Origin of the sequence: Rhodanobacter thiooxydans LCS2 (assembly GCF_000264375.1) — a bacterium.
GTDB classification, from domain to species: domain Bacteria; phylum Pseudomonadota; class Gammaproteobacteria; order Xanthomonadales; family Rhodanobacteraceae; genus Rhodanobacter; species Rhodanobacter thiooxydans.
In genome coordinates, this window is record NZ_AJXW01000020.1 from 20,791 (window position 1) to 36,893 (window position 16,103).

The following is a 16,103-nucleotide window of genomic DNA, read 5'->3' on the forward strand; positions in this document are numbered from 1 at the left end:
CATGCATGGACAACGACCGAGCCTGGTGATGGATGAAGCACGCATCAAGCGCCTGCGCTGGCGCGCCCGCCGCGGCACCCGTGAGCTGGACGCCCTGTTTGGCGGCTGGCTGGACGATCGCTTTGCCGGTGCCGACGAAGCGCAGCGGCAGGCATTCGACGAACTGCTCGACGTGCAGGATCCGGACCTGTGGGACTGGGTGATGGGCCATGCGCGTCCGCAGCGGGCGGACTGGCAGGCGATCATCGATGACATCCGCGCCCGCCATCGGCTTTGAGTACCGGCCGTCGCGATGGCTGCGGCGCGCCCTCGTGCTGGTGGCAGCGCTGGCCCTGCTCGCAGTGGGGTTGAGCGCACTGCCGAGATGGCTGGAACTGCTGCTGGCGATGCTGGTGGTGCTGACGACCTGGCAGGCGCTGCGCCGCGTGGCCGGCAGCCCGGTTGTGGCGGCCGGCTGGAGCGCCGGGCATGCCTGGACCTTGCGCCTGCGCGATCATGCCGACGTCCCGGCCACGCTGTCCTCGTTCCGCGTGCTCGGCGTATTCGTGCTGCTGCGCCTGCATACGGCGGAGCGCGGCACGCAGGTGCTGCTGCTGGCGCCGGACAACAGCGACGCGGACATTCGCCGGCGCCTGCGCATGCGGCTGGCCACGATCCAGCCGGGCGAGGCGCTGCCGCGACTGTGAGCGGCCGGCAACTTTGCCGCTGCAGCACGGTCCGAGCGAATGCCCGATAATGGGTGACCGGGCAGCCGCCCTGCGATTCCCACCAGCGACCCGCCCATGTTCCGACCGCTCGAACTTTTCATCGGCCTGCGCTACACCCGCGCCAAGCGGCGCAACCAGTTCATCTCTTTCATCTCCACCGTGTCGATCGTGTGCATCGCGATCAGCGTGATCGCGCTGATCACGGTGATGTCGGTGATGAACGGCTTCGACTACCAGATGCGCTCGCGCATCCTCGGCGCGATCTCGCATGCCACCGTGTCCGGCGTCGGCGAGAGCGTGCAGGACTGGCCGCGCGCGCTGAAGATCGCCGAAGCCAACCCGCACGTGCTGGGCGCCGCGCCGTACGTGGAGAGCGAGGCGATGCTGCTGGCACGACGCTCCAGCGGCGCGCTGGTGCGCGGCGTCGAGCCGACGCAGGAACCGAAGGTCGTCGACATCGACAAGCACATGCTTGAAGGCAAGCTCGGCGAACTGACCCCGGGCAGCTGGAACATCGTGCTGGGCCGCGAACTGGCGATGACGCTCGGCGTCACCGTGGGCGACCGCGTCACCATGGCGGTACAGCAGCTGCGTGCCACGCCGATGGGCAGCGTGCCGCGGATGCGCAGCTTTCACGTGGTGGGCACCTTCGAGCTGGGCATGGAGCAGTTCGACTCCGGCCTGGCGCTGGTCAACATGAGCGACGCCGAGAAACTCAACGAATTGAGCGGCCCCACCGGCATCCGCCTGAAGCTCGACGACCTGTTCAACGCCCGTCCGGTCGCGCGCGAGCTGGCCGACCAGCTCGGCCAGGTCTACCGGGTGCAGACCTGGATGGACACCAACGCGAACCTGTTCGCCGCGCTGTCGATGGAAAAGATGGTGATGTTCATCATCCTGTCGCTGATCATCCTGGTGGCGGTGATCAACCTGATCTCGATGCTGATGATGCTGGTCACCGACAAGCAGGCCGACATCGCGATCCTGCGCACGCTCGGCGCCACGCCGCGCAGCATCATGGGCATCTTCATGGTGCAGGGCGTACTGGTCGGCTTCGTCGGCATCGGCTTCGGCGTGGGCTTCGGCTCGCTGCTGTCGTGGAAGCTGCCGGGCATCATCAAGTGGATCGAGCACACCTTCCACGTCACCTTCCTGTCGCCGGACGTCTACTACATCAGCGAGGTGCCAAGCCGGCTCCTTTGGCACGACGTAGGCTGGACCGCGCTGCTGACCTTCGCGTTCTCGCTGCTGGCCACCCTCTATCCCGCGTGGCGCGCTTCGCGCACGCAGCCGGCGCAGGCGCTGCGCTATGAATAAGGCCGTCATGAAACCCGCCACCGAACATGTGCTGCGCGCCAGCGGCGTTGCCAAGACCTACGCCGAGGGCGGCCTGCGCACCGAGGTGCTGAGTGACGTCAACTTCACCCTGAGGCGCGGCGAGACGATGGCGATCGTCGGTGCTTCCGGTTCGGGCAAGAGCACCCTGCTGCACATCATCGGCGGCCTGGATACGCTGACCGCCGGCGAGGTGGAAGTGGACGGCCGCGTGCTGTCGAAGCTGTCCGACGCGGAGCGCGGGCGCGTACGCAACCGCTCGCTCGGCTTCATCTACCAGTTCCACCATTTGCTGCCCGAGTTCACCGCGCTGGAGAACGTGTGCATGCCGCTGCTGATCCGCGGCACCGCGATCGCCGAGGCGCAGAAGCAGGCCGCAGCCTTGCTGGAACGTGTCGGGCTGGGTGGTCGCACGCACCACAAGCCGTCCGAACTGTCCGGCGGCGAGCGCCAGCGCTGTGCGGTGGCGCGCGCGCTGGTGACACGCCCCGCCTGCGTGCTCGGCGACGAGCCCACCGGCAACCTCGACGAGGGCAATGCCGCGCAGGTCTACGCGTTGATGCTGGAACTCAACCGCGAGATCGGCACCAGCTTCGTGCTGGTCACCCATGATCCGCACCTGGCGGCAAAGATGGATCGCACCCTGGTGCTGCACAACGGCGTGCTGCGGGAAAGCCCGGGGGCCTGACGCTGCGCTCCTCACCCTGTATGCAGGGGGAGGCTGGTTGGGGTAACCCGGGCTTGCGGCAGGATCAAGAGCCACCCCTCCCGGACCCTCCCCTGCTGGGCAGGGGAGGGGACCCATCCTGACGGGTTCGGCAAGTCGTCTGGGTGAGCGCCTACGCGTTTTTCATCCTCATCGTCGCGCGCGTCACGTTAGGCTCGGCTTCTTCCAGGAAGGGACGGGCCGGCGGCATGACGCGAACGACGGCAATCATGGCGGCGCCGGCCTTGCTGGCCGGCGTGCTGCTGGTGCAATGGTTGCCGCAATTGCCGCCGTCCTGGTGCCTGGGCTTGCTGTTGCTGATGGCCGGAGGGCTGGCCTGGCGCTACCCGCGCTGGCGCTGGCTGGCGTGGCTGCTGGCCGGCATCGCCTGGGCGGCCTGGCGTGGTGGTCTGGCGATGGAGGCACGCCTGCCGCGGGCGCTGGAAGGGCGCGATCTTGCGGTCATCGGCACGATCGCCGAGCTGCCGCTGGCGCAGCCGGACGCCAGCCGCTTCACGTTACAGGTGGAGCGGGCCACGCTGGATGGCCAGCCGGTTGCGCTGCGCGGCCGCGTCACGGTGGCCTGGTACGAGGATGCGCCGCCGCTGCAGCCGTGCTCGCGCTGGCGGCTGTCGCTGCGCCTGAAGCGGCCGCGCGGGCTGCTCGACCCCGGTGGCGCCGACAGCGAGCGCTCGGCGCTGGAGCGCGGCATCGTCGCCACCGGCTACGTCCGCGACGATCCGGACAACGCGCCGCTCGCTGGCGCACGCTGGTGCGTCGACGGCGTGCGCGACGCGGTGGCCCGTGGCATCGCGGCGCGCGTGCGCGACCGGCATGATGCCGCCTTGCTGCAAGCGTTCACGGTTGGCGACACGCGCGGGCTGCGGCAGCGCGACTGGGCGGTGGCGCGCGCGAATGGCGTATCGCATCTGATCGCGATTTCCGGCTTCCACGTCGGCGTGGCGGCGGTGTTCGGGGTGGGACTGGCCTGGCTGGTTTACGCGTTGTGGCCGCGGCTGGGCCTGCGCCTGCCGCGACCGCAGGCGCAGGCTGCCGCGGCGTTGCTGGTGGCCGCGCTGTACAGCGCGCTGGCCGGCTTCGGCTTGCCCACGGTGCGCACCCTGCTGATGATCGCGGTGGTGACGCTGGCGCGCTGCAGCCGCCGCGGCGCGAGCGGTGCGCATTCGCTGGCGCTGGCGCTGATTGCGATCCTGCTGGCCGATCCGCTGGCGGTGCTGGCGGCCGGATTCTGGCTGTCGTTCGTGGGCGTGGCGTTCCTGATGCTGTGCCTGCAGTCGCGCGGCCGCGGCCTGCGCGCGTTCCTGCACGAGTTGTCGGCGGGGCAACTGCTGATGACGGTGGCGCTGCTGCCGCTGACCCTGTGGTTCTTCGGTCAGGCCTCGCTGGTGGGCGCGTTGTCCAACCTGGTCGCGGTGCCGCTGGTCAGCTTCGTGATCGTGCCGTGCGCCTTGTCCGGCATGCTGCTGCTCGGCCTGTGCCCGCCGCTGGCCGCGCCGGTGCTGTGGCTGGCCGCGCGCATTGCGCACGCGCAATGGTGGCTGCTGGAGCAGATGGCAGGTTGGCCCGGCGCGCAGTGGTACCTGCCGGCGGTGCAGGCGCATGCGCTGCTGCTGGCCGTGCTCGGCGCGCTGTGGCTGTTCCTGCCGCGTGGCGTGCCACTGCGCTGGCTTGGCCTGCTGCTGTTCCTGCCGCTGCTGTGGCCGCCGAACCCGTCACCGCCGGAGGGGGCGTTCAAGGTCTGGGTGCTCGACGTGGGGCAGGGCCAGTCGGTGCTGCTGCGCACCCGCAGTCACCTGCTGGTGTACGACGCCGGCGCGCGCTACCCGTCCGGCTTCGACCTGGGCGAGGCGGTGGTGCTGCCGTCGATCCATGCGCTGGGCTTGGATCGGGTGGACATGCTGATGGTCAGCCACGGTGACAACGACCACGCCGGCGGTGCCGAGGCGGTGGCGAAGGCGTTTCCGCGGGCGTCGCGCTACGCCGGCGAGCCGTCGCGGCTGCAGGTGCCGATGCAGCAGTGCGTGGCCGGTCAGGCGTGGCAGTGGGACGGCGTGCGCTTTCGCGTGCTGAACCCGGTTCCCGGTGCGGGCGATCGCGACAACGACAGCTCCTGCGTGCTGCTGGTCGAGGGCGGCGGCGGACGCCTGCTGCTGACCGGCGACATCAGCGCCGCGGTGGAGCCGCAGGTGGCGGCGGCGCTCGGCCCGGGGCCGCCGACGGTGCTGCTGGTACCGCATCACGGCAGTGGGACCTCATCCGGCGCCGCCTTCATCGCCGCTGTGCAGCCGCGTCTGGCGCTGGTGTCGGCGGGTTGGCGCAACCGTTTCGGCCACCCCAGGGCGCAGGTGCTGGCGCGCTACGCCGACGCGCAGGTGCCGGTGTTCGACACGGCCCGGCAGGGTGCGATGGCGCTGGATTTCTCCGCCGACGCGCCGCCGCGGCGCGAGCCGGGCTGGCGTCAGCGACAGGCGCGCTACTGGCGCGAATGAGCCGCGGCGGGGAATGCCACGCATGCCGCAGTACGACGGGGCGACGCTGCTATCATGCGCGCTCCTGTCAGGTCGCGCGTCGGGGTCGAAAAGTGCTGGAAATTCTGATGGCTGGCGGGTGGGCGATGGTGCCCATCCTGATCTCCTCGGCGATTGCCCTGGCGATCGTGCTGGAGCGCTGGTGGACGCTGCGCCGCAAGTCGGTGCTGCCGCCGGGCCTGGGCGACGAGGTGCGCCAGTGGGCGCGCTCCGGCCAGCTCGACCCGCAGCATCTCGAGAACCTGGCCAACGGCTCGCCGCTGGGCGAACTGCTGGCCTCCGCCCTGGTGGTGCGCCGGCAGTCACGCGAGCTGATCAAGGAGCGCATCGAGGATACCGGCCGGCATGTGGTTCACCGGATGGAGCGCTACCTCAACACGCTCGGCACGATCGCGTTGATCGGCCCGCTGCTGGGCCTGTTCGGCACGGTGATCGGCCTGATCCGCATGTTCATGGAAGTAATGGCCGGCGGCATCGGTGATCCGGCCCGGATGGCCGGCGGCATCGGCGAGGCGCTGATCTGCACTGCCTCGGGCCTGACCGTGGCGATCCCCGCCTACGTGCTGCACCGCTACTTCCGCTCGCGCGTGGCTGGCTACCGCATAGAGATGGAAAAGCAGGCCACGGCGCTGCTCGACGACCTGACCCTGGCCCCCGCTGCAGCCACCGCACCGGTGCGGCCGCGGCGCACGCCGTCGACGACCGCACCGAGCGCGGGCTGAGGCGCACCGATGCGTATCGGCAACGACCGCCGCGGCGACGAGTTCGAGATCAACGTGATCCCGTTGATCGACGTGCTGCTGACCCTGCTGATGTTCTTCGTGCTGACCAGCACGTTCATCCAGCACTCGCGCATGCAGGTCACCCTGCCGCAGGCGAGCACACCGGACCGCGACCTGGATACGCAGGCACTCACCATCATGATCGACCGCGATGGTCGCTTCTACGTCGGCAGCGATGAGGTGATGGGCGAGGGCATCGAGGCGCTGAAGCAGACCATCGCGCGCAATGCGGGCGACGATCGCGCGCGGCCAGTGACGATCCGCGCCGACGCAATGACGCCCAACCAGAACGTGGTCACCGCGATGGACGCGTTGGGCCAGCTCGGCTTCACCCGGCTGTCGATTGCCACGACGCCGAGCAAGCCGGGTAACGGCCGGTGAGCAGCGGCAGGATCGGTGTGTGGGATGCCGAGAGTCGGCGCGTCTACAAGCGCCTGCTTGGCTACACCCGGCCTTACTGGGCAGTGGGCCTGATCGCACTGGTCGGCATGGCGGTGGACGGCGGTGGCCTGGCGGTTTTCACCAACCTGCTCAGGCCGATGTTCGACGAGCTGTTTCTGAACAAGGATCCGTACCTGATTTTCTGGATGCCGATCTGGATCCTGGCCATCTTCGCGATTCGCGGCATCGGCACTTTCGTCAGCAGCTACGGCATCTCCTACATCGGACGCAACATCGTGCAGGCGATACAGCACGACGTGTTTGCCTCCTATCTGCGCCTGCCGGCGACCTTCTTCGGCCGCGAGCCGTCCGGCCAGCAGATTTCCCGCATCACCTATACCAGCGAACAGGTCGCCTCGGCCTCGACCGATGCGGTGAAGATCGCGGTGACCGAAGGCGTCACCGTGATCGGCATGTTCTACGTGATGTTGCACAACAGTGCCTACCTCACGCTGGCGCTGCTGGTAATGATCCCGGCGATCATGCTGATCGCCACCGTGGTCAGTCGGCGCTACCGGCAGATCAGCCGGCGCATCCAGGGCAGCATGGGTTCGGTCACCGGTACGGTGGAGGAATCGGTCGGTGCCCATCGCGAGGTGCGCATCTACGGCGGCCAGCAGCATGAAGCGACCCGTTTCGACGAGGTCACCCATCGCGCGCGCCGGCTCAACCTGAAGATTGCGGCAACCAATGCCAGCTCGAGCACCGCGATCCAGACGGTGGCGGCGTTCGCGCTCGCGGTGCTGGTGTTCCTGGGCACGCGGCCGGGTGTCATCGATCAGATTTCTTCGGGCGTTTTCATCGCCGTGCTCACCGCGATGGGCGCCATGATGCCGTCACTGAAGCGTCTGGCCACCGTACAGGCGAACATCCAGCGAGGGATCTCCGCGGCGGAGGATCTGTTCGAGGTCATCGACATGCCACCGGAGCTCGACCAAGGCTCGCGCGAGCTGGTGCGTACGCGTGGCGATCTGCGCTTCCAGGATGTGCGCCTGACTTACCCGAGCAATGATTTCGAGGCGCTGCGTGGCGTCGACCTGCATTGCGCGCCCGGTACGGTGACCGCCCTGGTCGGCCGCTCCGGCAGCGGCAAGAGCAGCCTGGCCAGCCTGCTGCCGCGCTTCTACGAGCCCAGCGCCGGGCGCATCGTGCTGGACGGTGAGGACTACCGGGAGTACACGCTGGCCTCACTACGCCGGCAGATTGCCTGGGTCGGGCAAAGCGTGGTGCTGTTCGACGACACCGTGGCCAACAACATCGCCTACGGCGAGCTGGCAGGGGCCAGCGAGGCGGACATCGTGGCCGCCGCCGAGGCGGCGAACGCGATGGAGTTCATCGCGCGCCTGCCACAGGGCATCCACACGCCGATCGGGCAGAGCGGCAACACGCTATCCGGCGGACAGCGCCAGCGCATCGCGATCGCCCGCGCGATCCTCAAGAACGCGCCGATCCTGGTGCTGGACGAGGCCACCAGCGCGCTCGATACCGAATCGGAGCAGCTGATCCAGCAGGCGCTGCACCGACTGATGCGCGACCGCACCACGCTGGTGATCGCGCACCGCCTGTCCACCGTGGAAGGTGCCGACCAGATCGCGGTGATGGAGCAGGGCCGCATCATCGAGCGCGGCACGCACGCCGAGCTGGTCGCGCTGGACGGACAGTACGCTGCGCTGCACCGGATGCAGTTCCACGATGCGATCAACCAGGGCAGCGACTGAGGCCATTCCATGGCGCTGATCGACACGCTCGAATCGGCCTGGTACGGCAACGGCCGTGCCCCATGGTGGACGGCGCCGCTGGCAGCGCTGTACGGCGGCGTGATCCGCCTGCGCGGCACGCTTTACCGGCGCGGCTGGTTGCGCAGCGTGCGTCTGCCGGTGCCGGTGGTGGTCATCGGCAACCTCACGGTGGGGGGCACTGGCAAGACGCCGTTGACGATCGCGCTGGCCCGCGCCCTGCGCGAGCGCGGTTGCCGGCCCGGCGTGGTCAGTCGCGGCTACGGCGGCAGCCAGCGCGAACCGCAGCTGCTCGGCGATGCGCCTGACCCGGCGCAGGTCGGCGACGAACCCTGCCTGATCCGTGCCGGCGGCGTGGCGGTGGCGGTGGGACGCGACCGCCCCGCGGCGGCGCAGCTGCTGCTGGATGCCGGCTGCGACGTGCTGATCGCCGACGACGGCCTGCAGCATTACCACCTGGCGCGCGACGTGGAAGTCTGCGTGATCGACGGCGTGCGTCGTTTCGGCAACCGCCGGTTGCTGCCGGCCGGGCCGCTGCGCGAACCGCTGGACCGGCTGCGCTGCGTCGACCTGCGCGTGTGCAACGGCGGCGTGGCCGAAGCCGGCGAGTATCCGATGCAGTTGCGCGGCGGCGAGGCGGTGGCGCTGGACGGCGGCCGCACTCAGGCACTGGCGAACTTTGCCGGCCACCGCGTGCACGCGGTGGCGGCGATCGGCAATCCGCGGCGCTTCTTCGACAGCCTGCGCGGGCACGGCATCGAGGTGATCGGCCACGCGTTCGCCGACCATCACGATTTCGTCGCGGCCGAGCTGGATTTCGGCGATGGCCTGCCGCTGCTGATGACTGACAAGGATGCGGTCAAGTGCCGCCGTTTCGCCCGGCCGAACTGGTGGCGGGTGCCGGTGCAGGCGCAGCTGCCGGACGCGTTTTACGCGGAGTTGCTCGAACGGCTGGACGGTTTGCGCCGCGAAACGGGTTCGCCTGCCACGTAGACCCGGCGCGCCAGGCCGCCGCCGATCCAGTAGCACAGCTCGGCCGGCTGGCGCGCGTTCCACGCCACCAGGTCGGCGCGCTGGCCCACCGCCAGCGTGCCCCGATCGTGCAGCCCCAGGGCGCGGGCGGCGTTGACGGTGACCCCGCGCAGCGCTTCTTCCGGGGTGAGCCGGAACAGCGTGCAGGCCATGCCGGCGGCCAGCCGCAGCGACAGCAGCGGCGAGGTGCCGGGGTTGCAGTCGGTGGCGATCGCGATCGGTACGCGCTGTTCGCGCAGCGCCGCGACCGGCGGCAGTTGCGTCTCGCGCAGCGCGTAGAACGCGCCGGGCAGCAGCACCGCGACGGTGCCGGCCTGCGCCATGGCGGCGATGCCGACTGCGCTAAGGTGCTCCAGGTGATCGGCCGACAGCCCGCCGAATTCGGCGGCCAGGGCGGCGCCACCCCGGTCGGACAATTGCTCCGCGTGCAACTTCACCGGCAGGCCGAGCTGCGTCGCGCGCTCGAACACGCGACGGGTTTCCTCGCGGGTGAAGCCGATGCCTTCGCAGAACGCATCGACCGCATCGACCAGACCTTCGGCGGCGAGCGTGGGCAGCATGCTGTCTGTGACCAGCGCCACGTAGTCGTCGCGCCGCTCGCGGTATTCCGGCGGCAGCGCATGCAGGCCGAGGAAGCTGGTGCGTACCGTGAGGCCCAGCTCGCGGCCGAGCCGGCGCGCCACGCGCAGCATGCGGCGCTCGCTGTCCAGGTCCAGCCCGTAACCGGACTTGATCTCCAGCGTGGTCACACCGTCGGCGAGCAGTGCGCGGGCGCGTGGTAGCGATTGCGCGAACAACTGCTCCTCGCTGGCGGCGCGGGTGGCGTTGACGCTGGAGGTGATACCGCCGCCGGCGCGGGCGATGTCCTCGTAGCTGGCGCCGTTCAGGCGCAGCTCGAACTCGTGTGCGCGGTCGCCGCCAAATACCAGATGCGTGTGGCAGTCGACCAGCCCCGGCGTGACCAGCGCGCCGTCCAGCGATTCCACTTTCGCGGCGAGTGCGGCCGGGGCGTCCGGCAGATCGCCCTGCCGGCCGACCCAGGCGATACGGCCGTGGTGCAGCGCGATCGCACCTTGCTCGATCAGGCCGTATGGCGCGTCGCCGGCGAATGTGGCCAGGGTGGCGTTGAGCAGCAGTCGATCCCAGCGTGGTTCGTTCATGGCGTCCCGGTTCCGCGTGGGTGATGGAGTGATCGCGAGAGGCTTGCGGCCATGGCGCGATTATCGCAGACCGCGTATCCATCTGTAGAAGCCCGCCCGCGGGCGATGCTTTGGCTTGTCTTCGCGTCCGGAGCGAGGAGCTTTCAGAGCAAAAGCTTTCGTCCTCCTACGGAGGGCGAGTCACTTTCTCTCGCTTGCCCGAGAGAAAGTAACCAAAGAGAGGGCCCCCCCGCTCGGCGCTTGCCGCCCATCCATGGGCGGCAAGTCCGTGAGCCGGGGCCGGGCTTTTCGACAGCACATCCATGTGCTGTCGAAAAGGAACCGACATCCTGTCGGTTCCCGCTGCGCGGCCTGTCGTCCCCGACTCACCGCCGCGCAAGGGACCCCGGGTAGAGCAGCGGGCCATCCTGGCCCGCACTCGGTGGAAAAGCGGAAGGCCGAAGCAGCAGCAAGGCATTGCCTTGCGGTTGCTCTGCTCTTGATCTGGCTCTTCTGAAAAGTACGCGCAGGATGCGCGTCGCTCTACCCGGGGTCCCCTCTGCAGCGGCGGGCGGGCGGAGGAAAAGCCCGAAGGGTGGTTCGCATGGATGCGAACCAGTTTGGCGTCAGGGCAGGATGCCCTGTCGACAAACCCCGTAGCCCGACCGCGAACCTTGTGGGCAGGATGCCCACAAGGCGCGTAAGCGGGGTGGCCTTTCTCTTGGGTTACTTTCTCTTTGGCCACGCAAAGAGAAAGTAACTCGGTCGCCGAAGGCGATCGACCGCTTTTGATTTTGAATGCCGCGAGAGCAAGAGCATCGCGCACGACCGAAGGAGGTCCCTTGCGGACAAGGTGCGCCCTTGCAGCCACCACGTCGGGTCAGCGCGGCCGCCAGCGCGTCTCGTACAGGTCGAAGCGACGGTCCTTGAGGTTCTGTACCGCGCCGGCGTTGCGCGCGCTGGCCAGGCTTTCCAGGCGCAGGTCGGCGAACAGCACGGTCTCGATGTTCGGCGTGGAGTCCGCGGCGATGCCATCGCGTGCGAACGGGAAGTCGCTGGGCGTGAGGATGCAGCTCTGGCCGTACTGGATGTCGAAGTTGTTCACGCCGGGCAGGTTGCCCACGTTGCCCGACAGCACCACGTAGCACTGGTTCTCGATCGCCCGCGCCTGCGCGCAGTAGCGCACCCGCAGATAGCCCTCGCGCACGTCGGTGCAGAACGGCACGAACAGGATCAGCGCGCCCTGGTCGATCAGGTAGCGTGCCACCTCGGGGAACTCGGCGTCGTAGCAGATCATCACCCCGATCGGGCCACAGTCGGTCTGCACCGTGGCCGCGCTGTCGCCGCCGGTGATGTTCCACACGTTGCGCTCGCTCGGCGTGGGGTGCAGCTTCTCGCGCTCGTGGATGGAACCATCGCGCAGGCACACGTAGCAGACGTTGTGGATGTCACCGTTGGCCTGCTCGGTGGGATGCGTGCCGGCGATGATGTTGATGTTGTAATGGACGGCCAGACGGCTGAACAGTTCCTTCACCTGCGGCGTGTACTGGCTCAGCTTGCGGATCGACTCCACCGGCGACAGCTCGGTGTTCTCGATCGACAGCAGCTGCAACGTGATCAGCTCGGGGAAGGTGACGAAGTCGGCGCTGTAGTCGGCGGCGATGTCGGTGAAATACTCGACCTGGGTGGCGAATTCCTCGAACGACTTGATCCGCCGCTGCTGGTACTGCACCGAGGCCACCCGCACCGAGTCGGGCAGCAGCCGCGCCGAGGTGATCGACGGGATGTCGGGCTGATCGAGCAGTTGCGGATTGCGCCAGGCCAGGTGTACGGCGTAGCCCAGCGATTCGTGGTCGGACGGTACATAGGCGCGCAGCACGCCGATCACCTCGAAATCGTTGGCCAGCTGGAAGCTCAGCGTCTGGTCGCGGCGCCTGCCTTCTACCACGGCCTGCACGTAGGCCTCGGCGCTGCCGTAGCGCGCCATGTTCCGCGCCAGCCCCGGGATGCGCCCGCCGAACACGATGCCGCGCAGCTTGAGGTCGACGCACAGCCGCTTGCGCGCGCGGTACAGCCGCTGGCCGATGCGCATGCCGCGGTAGGCCGGGTGCACCACCACTTCCATGCCATACAGCCAGTTGCCGTCCGGCTTGTGGCGTGAGGCCATGCCGCCGCCGGTGATCTGCATCCAGGTGTGGGGACTGAGCGCGGCGGCCTCGTCGATGCGGAAGGTGGCGCAGTAGCCCACGATCACACCTTCGTACTCGACCACGAACTGGCCTTCCGGGAAGTGTGTCTGTTGCGAACGCAGCATCTCCGCCGAGTGGCCCCATTCGGGCGTGTAGATCCGCGCAGTGAGCTCCACCAGGGCCGGCACGTCGGTCGGAGTGGCCAGGCGCAGCCGCAGTTTCGGGGTGTTTTCGCTGGTCTTCCGGGTCATCGCCCGATTATGCCCGGCCCGGTCGATGGCGCAGGTGAAAGGGATTTCACGCGGCCGGTTACACTGCGCGCATCGTGCACGGGAGTCAGACCGATGAGTGACAGCGCCGCCATTGCCCAGTTCAAGGCCGACCACCTGTGGCAGGCGCATGGCTGGCAGGCCGATGCGACTTTCGGCGTGGCCGCCGACGGGCGCCTGCTGACGCCGACCGACGCGCCCGTCGAGACGCTGGGCCGCTGGGTGCTGCCGGGCATGCCGAACCTGCATTCGCACGCGTTCCAGCGCGCGATGGCCGGCCTGGCTGAGCGACGCGGACATGCTGGTGCGATCTTCCCTGATCGCGAAGATCAGAAAGCGGCGGCCCCTGGCCGCACTCCTCAAAAAAGCGAGGACAACTTCTGGAGCTGGCGCGAGACGATGTACGCATTCGCCGCCACGATCGGCCCGGACGAACTGCAGGCGATCGCCGCCCAGCTCTACGTGGAGATGCTCAAGGCTGGCTACACCAGCGTCTGCGAGTTCCACTATCTGCACCACCAGCCGGACGGCACACCGTACGCGCCGCCGGAGGCGATGTCGCTGGCGCTGATCGAGGCGGCGCGTGAGGCCGGCATCGGCCTGACCCTGCTGCCGGTGCTGTACATGAGCGGCGGTTTCGATGGCCGTGCGCTGAGTGCGCGCCAGCGCCGCTTCGGCCACGCGGTCGATGCCTGGCTGCGCCTGCTGGAAACGCTGCGCCGGCAGCAGAGCGATGAGGTGAGCGTGGGCATCGCGCTGCATTCGCTGCGCGCGGTGCCGGAGCCGGCGCTGCGCGAGGTGCTGGCCAGCGAGCTGGCGGCCAGCGGGCCGATCCACATCCACATCGCCGAGCAGGTCGGCGAAGTGCAGGACTGCCTGGCCACCCGCGGCGCGCGGCCGGTGGAATGGCTGTTCGATCACGCCGCGGTCGACGCGCGCTGGTGCCTGGTCCACGCCACCCACCTGACTGCGGCGGAAACCGCGCAGCTGGCGCGCAGCGGCGCGGTGGCCGGGCTGTGCCCGACCACCGAGGCGAACCTGGGCGACGGCCTGTTCCCGCTGGCCGACTACCTCGACGCCGGCGGCGCGCTCGGCATCGGCTCGGATTCGCACATCTCGATCTCGCCGGTGGAAGAACTGCGCTGGCTGGAATATGGCCAGCGCCTGGCCACCCGTCACCGCAACATCGCCGCGCGGCGCGAGGGCGACAGCGTGGGCGAGACGCTGTGGCGCGCCGCGCTGCGCGGCGGCGCCCGGGCCGCGGGGCGATCGCTCGGCGAACTGCGCGCCGACGCGCGCGCCGACCTGATCGTGCTGGACGACGCTTCGCCGCTGCTGGCCGCACGCGACGCCCGCTCGGCGCTGGACAGCTTCCTGTTCGCCGGCAACACGCCGCTGGTGCGCGACGTGATGGTGGGCGGGCGCTGGCAGGTGCGCGGTTTCCGCCATCGCGACGAGGAGCGCATCGCGGCGCGTTACCGCAGCGTGGTGGCGCGGCTGGCGGGCGGCTGATCCGGCCCGGTTCCGGCCTATGTCCCGGCACGCGCGATTGGGCTAGATTGCGCTGGCCGTACGCGCCGTCGCCGTCGGCGGTTTCCGAAACCACCAAGGGGAGAGTCCCATGCAAGCTTCTACCGATCTGGGCAAGCTGGTGCTTCGTGTCGTGCTGGGTGTGTTGATCCTGTTTCATGGGGTGTCCAAGCTGATCCACGGACCGGGCTACGTCATCGGCGTGGTGGCCGGAGCCGGCCTGCCGTCGTTCGTGGCCTACGGCGCATACGTGGGCGAGGTGGTGGCGCCGTTGCTGCTGCTGGTCGGGTACTGGACGCGGGCCGGTGCGCTGATCATCGTGGTCAACATGCTGTTTGCGATCGGACTGGTGCATATGGGCCAGCTCGCCACGCTGGCCGACACCGGCGGCTGGACGCTGGAACTGCAGGGCATGTTCCTCGGCACCGCGCTGGCGATCATGCTGCTCGGTGCGGGCCGCTACAGCCTCGGCGGCAATCACGGACGCTGGAACTGAGCGGACTTCCATCCGCCATCGTTTGACCGGAACGCCCGCCTGCAACGGCGGGCGTTTCGTATGCGCTCCCGTGGTCGTGCCCGGGTGCTTCGCAGGCGCGGCACGATTTGCCACACTCGACGTTTGGCCCGATGGCACCGCATGCGAACGAATGCCCTTGCCGCGGTGGGACTGGCGCTGTGCTCGGCGCTGTTCTTCACGCTCACCTACGTGCTCAACCGCAGCCTCGTCGCCGGCGGCGGGCATTGGGCGTGGGCGGTGATCCTGCGTTACCTGATCACGCTGCCGCTGCTGGCCATGGTGCTGCCGCTGCAGGGAGGGCTCGGCGAACTGCCGCGCGAACTGCGCCGGCATGCGCGGCCGTGGCTGCTGTGGAGCAGTGTGGGTTTCGTGCTGTTCGGCGTGCCGCTGACCTGGGCGGCCAGCAGCGGACCGTCGTGGCTGGTCGCCGGCAGCTTCCAGACCACCGTGCTGGCCGGGCCGCTGCTGGCGCCGCTGATCTATCGCGACGAGCGGCGCCGGCTGGCGTGGCGCACACTCGCGCTCGGGGCGCTGATCGTGGCCGGCGTGTTCGCGCTGCAGTGGGGCCATGCGCACGGGCAGCTGCGCGCTGGCGACTGGCTGGCGCTCGGCGCAGTGGTGCTGTCCGCGTTCGCCTATCCGCTGGGCAACCGCAAACTGCTGTTGCACCTGGAGCACTGCGACAGCCGGCTCAACGCGGTGCAGCGGGTGTTCGGCATGACGCTGTGCAGCTGGCCGTTGTGGCTGCTGTTCGCGCTGGCCGCGTGGTCCACCGTCGGGCCGCCCACGCTGCGCGAGGCGTTGCTGGCCGGCGGCGTGGCGTTGTCCTCGGGCACCATCGCCACGATCCTGTTCTTCCGCGCCACCGACATGGTGCGCCGCGAGCCGACCGCGCTGGCCGCGGTGGAAGCGATGCAGGCGGCGGAGCTGCTGTTCGCCACGCTGCTCGGCGTGCTGCTGCTCGGCGAGACGTGGCCGCACGGCTACGCTGCGTTCGGCGCGCTGGCGATCATCGTCGGCATCGCGCTGTTCGGCTGGGTCAGCGGGCGCGGCGCGGCCGGGCATGACGAGGAAGTGCGCGCGCTGCGCGGCGACCGCAGCGCCTGAAGGTGCATGACTGCCGGCACGTGCCGGCGCGATCACGACAGCGTATCCCTGAGCCCCCGAACCG

Annotated in this window: 14 protein-coding genes; 12 read left to right on the forward strand and 2 right to left on the reverse strand. The window is 69.2% G+C overall.

Annotation, left to right across the window (positions count from 1 at the left end):
* Positions 1 to 28 precede the first annotated feature (28 nt).
* The 9 genes from UUA_RS04460 (at position 29) to lpxK (ending at position 9,249) form a co-directional block, all read left to right on the forward strand.
* Positions 29 to 277, forward strand: a complete 249-nt coding sequence (locus UUA_RS04460; RefSeq protein ID WP_008434632.1) for an FAD assembly factor SdhE — start codon at positions 29 to 31, stop codon at positions 275 to 277.
* Positions 249 to 686: a protein YgfX gene (locus UUA_RS04465; protein WP_008434633.1), complete on the forward strand. Its 438-nt coding sequence runs from the start codon at positions 249 to 251 to the stop codon at positions 684 to 686. Before UUA_RS04460 ends, UUA_RS04465 begins: the two co-directional genes overlap by 29 nt.
* Before the next feature lie 96 nt (positions 687 to 782).
* Complete coding sequence (locus tag UUA_RS04470; protein ID WP_008434635.1) at positions 783 to 2,024, forward strand: lipoprotein-releasing ABC transporter permease subunit; 1,242 nt, start codon at positions 783 to 785, stop codon at positions 2,022 to 2,024.
* A gap of 7 nt (positions 2,025 to 2,031) precedes the next feature.
* Positions 2,032 to 2,730: a lipoprotein-releasing ABC transporter ATP-binding protein LolD gene (gene lolD, locus UUA_RS04475; protein ID WP_039953572.1), complete on the forward strand. Its 699-nt coding sequence runs from the start codon at positions 2,032 to 2,034 to the stop codon at positions 2,728 to 2,730.
* Between the two features lie 227 nt (positions 2,731 to 2,957).
* Positions 2,958 to 5,258: a DNA internalization-related competence protein ComEC/Rec2 gene (locus UUA_RS04480; protein WP_039953573.1), complete on the forward strand. Its 2,301-nt coding sequence runs from the start codon at positions 2,958 to 2,960 to the stop codon at positions 5,256 to 5,258.
* A 107-nt stretch (positions 5,259 to 5,365) separates the two neighbouring features.
* On the forward strand, positions 5,366 to 6,019 hold the full coding sequence (locus UUA_RS04485; RefSeq protein ID WP_008434640.1) for a MotA/TolQ/ExbB proton channel family protein: 654 nt from the start codon (positions 5,366 to 5,368) through the stop codon (positions 6,017 to 6,019).
* 9 nt (positions 6,020 to 6,028) lie between these two features.
* Positions 6,029 to 6,460 carry an ExbD/TolR family protein gene (locus UUA_RS04490; protein ID WP_008434642.1) on the forward strand — a complete coding sequence of 144 codons (432 nt, stop codon included), beginning with the start codon at positions 6,029 to 6,031 and terminating at the stop codon, positions 6,458 to 6,460.
* Positions 6,457 to 8,238: a lipid A export permease/ATP-binding protein MsbA gene (gene msbA, locus UUA_RS04495; RefSeq protein WP_008434643.1), complete on the forward strand. Its 1,782-nt coding sequence runs from the start codon at positions 6,457 to 6,459 to the stop codon at positions 8,236 to 8,238. The genes UUA_RS04490 and msbA overlap by 4 nt, the downstream gene beginning before the upstream one ends.
* A 9-nt stretch (positions 8,239 to 8,247) precedes the next feature.
* Positions 8,248 to 9,249, forward strand: coding sequence for a tetraacyldisaccharide 4'-kinase (lpxK, locus tag UUA_RS04500; RefSeq protein ID WP_008434645.1), 1,002 nt, complete (start codon positions 8,248 to 8,250; stop codon positions 9,247 to 9,249).
* Here the strand turns inward: lpxK and hutI are convergent.
* Together hutI and UUA_RS04510 are read right to left on the reverse strand one after the other, a co-directional pair.
* Complete coding sequence (gene hutI / locus UUA_RS04505; protein ID WP_008434647.1) at positions 9,186 to 10,448, reverse strand: imidazolonepropionase; 1,263 nt, start codon at positions 10,446 to 10,448, stop codon at positions 9,186 to 9,188. The genes lpxK and hutI overlap by 64 nt on opposite strands.
* A gap of 859 nt (positions 10,449 to 11,307) precedes the next feature.
* Positions 11,308 to 12,867, reverse strand: coding sequence for a bifunctional GNAT family N-acetyltransferase/carbon-nitrogen hydrolase family protein (locus UUA_RS04510; RefSeq protein WP_008434648.1), 1,560 nt, complete (start codon positions 12,865 to 12,867; stop codon positions 11,308 to 11,310).
* Between the two features lie 93 nt (positions 12,868 to 12,960).
* On the opposite strand from UUA_RS04510, the gene UUA_RS04515 reads away from it, so the two are divergent.
* From UUA_RS04515 to UUA_RS04525, 3 genes are all read left to right on the forward strand, one after another.
* Positions 12,961 to 14,397: a formimidoylglutamate deiminase gene (locus UUA_RS04515; protein WP_008434649.1), complete on the forward strand. Its 1,437-nt coding sequence runs from the start codon at positions 12,961 to 12,963 to the stop codon at positions 14,395 to 14,397.
* 109 nt (positions 14,398 to 14,506) lie between these two features.
* Positions 14,507 to 14,911, forward strand: a complete 405-nt coding sequence (locus UUA_RS04520; RefSeq protein WP_008434651.1) for a DoxX family protein — start codon at positions 14,507 to 14,509, stop codon at positions 14,909 to 14,911.
* 141 nt (positions 14,912 to 15,052) lie between these two features.
* On the forward strand, positions 15,053 to 16,039 hold the full coding sequence (locus tag UUA_RS04525) for a DMT family transporter (protein ID WP_039953574.1): 987 nt from the start codon (positions 15,053 to 15,055) through the stop codon (positions 16,037 to 16,039).
* The last annotated feature ends 64 nt before the right edge of the window (positions 16,040 to 16,103 follow it).

Excerpts from the sequence above, each read along its gene's own strand:
- UUA_RS04460 (WP_008434632.1), top strand. The coding sequence starts at position 29 with ATGGATGAAGCACGCATCAAGCGCCTGCGCTGGCGCGCCCGCCGCGGC.
- UUA_RS04485 (WP_008434640.1), top strand. The coding sequence starts at position 5,366 with ATGGCTGGCGGGTGGGCGATGGTGCCCATCCTGATCTCCTCGGCGATT.
- UUA_RS04490 (WP_008434642.1), top strand. The coding sequence starts at position 6,029 with ATGCGTATCGGCAACGACCGCCGCGGCGACGAGTTCGAGATCAACGTG.
- lolD (WP_039953572.1), top strand. The coding sequence starts at position 2,032 with ATGAAACCCGCCACCGAACATGTGCTGCGCGCCAGCGGCGTTGCCAAG.
- hutI (WP_008434647.1), bottom strand. The coding sequence starts at position 10,448 with ATGAACGAACCACGCTGGGATCGACTGCTGCTCAACGCCACCCTGGCC.
- lpxK (WP_008434645.1), top strand. The coding sequence starts at position 8,248 with ATGGCGCTGATCGACACGCTCGAATCGGCCTGGTACGGCAACGGCCGT.
- UUA_RS04480 (WP_039953573.1), top strand. The coding sequence starts at position 2,958 with ATGACGCGAACGACGGCAATCATGGCGGCGCCGGCCTTGCTGGCCGGC.
- UUA_RS04465 (WP_008434633.1), top strand. The coding sequence starts at position 249 with ATGACATCCGCGCCCGCCATCGGCTTTGAGTACCGGCCGTCGCGATGG.
- UUA_RS04470 (WP_008434635.1), top strand. The coding sequence starts at position 783 with ATGTTCCGACCGCTCGAACTTTTCATCGGCCTGCGCTACACCCGCGCC.
- UUA_RS04520 (WP_008434651.1), top strand. The coding sequence starts at position 14,507 with ATGCAAGCTTCTACCGATCTGGGCAAGCTGGTGCTTCGTGTCGTGCTG.
- UUA_RS04515 (WP_008434649.1), top strand. The coding sequence starts at position 12,961 with ATGAGTGACAGCGCCGCCATTGCCCAGTTCAAGGCCGACCACCTGTGG.
- UUA_RS04510 (WP_008434648.1), bottom strand. The coding sequence starts at position 12,867 with ATGACCCGGAAGACCAGCGAAAACACCCCGAAACTGCGGCTGCGCCTG.
- UUA_RS04525 (WP_039953574.1), top strand. The coding sequence starts at position 15,053 with ATGCGAACGAATGCCCTTGCCGCGGTGGGACTGGCGCTGTGCTCGGCG.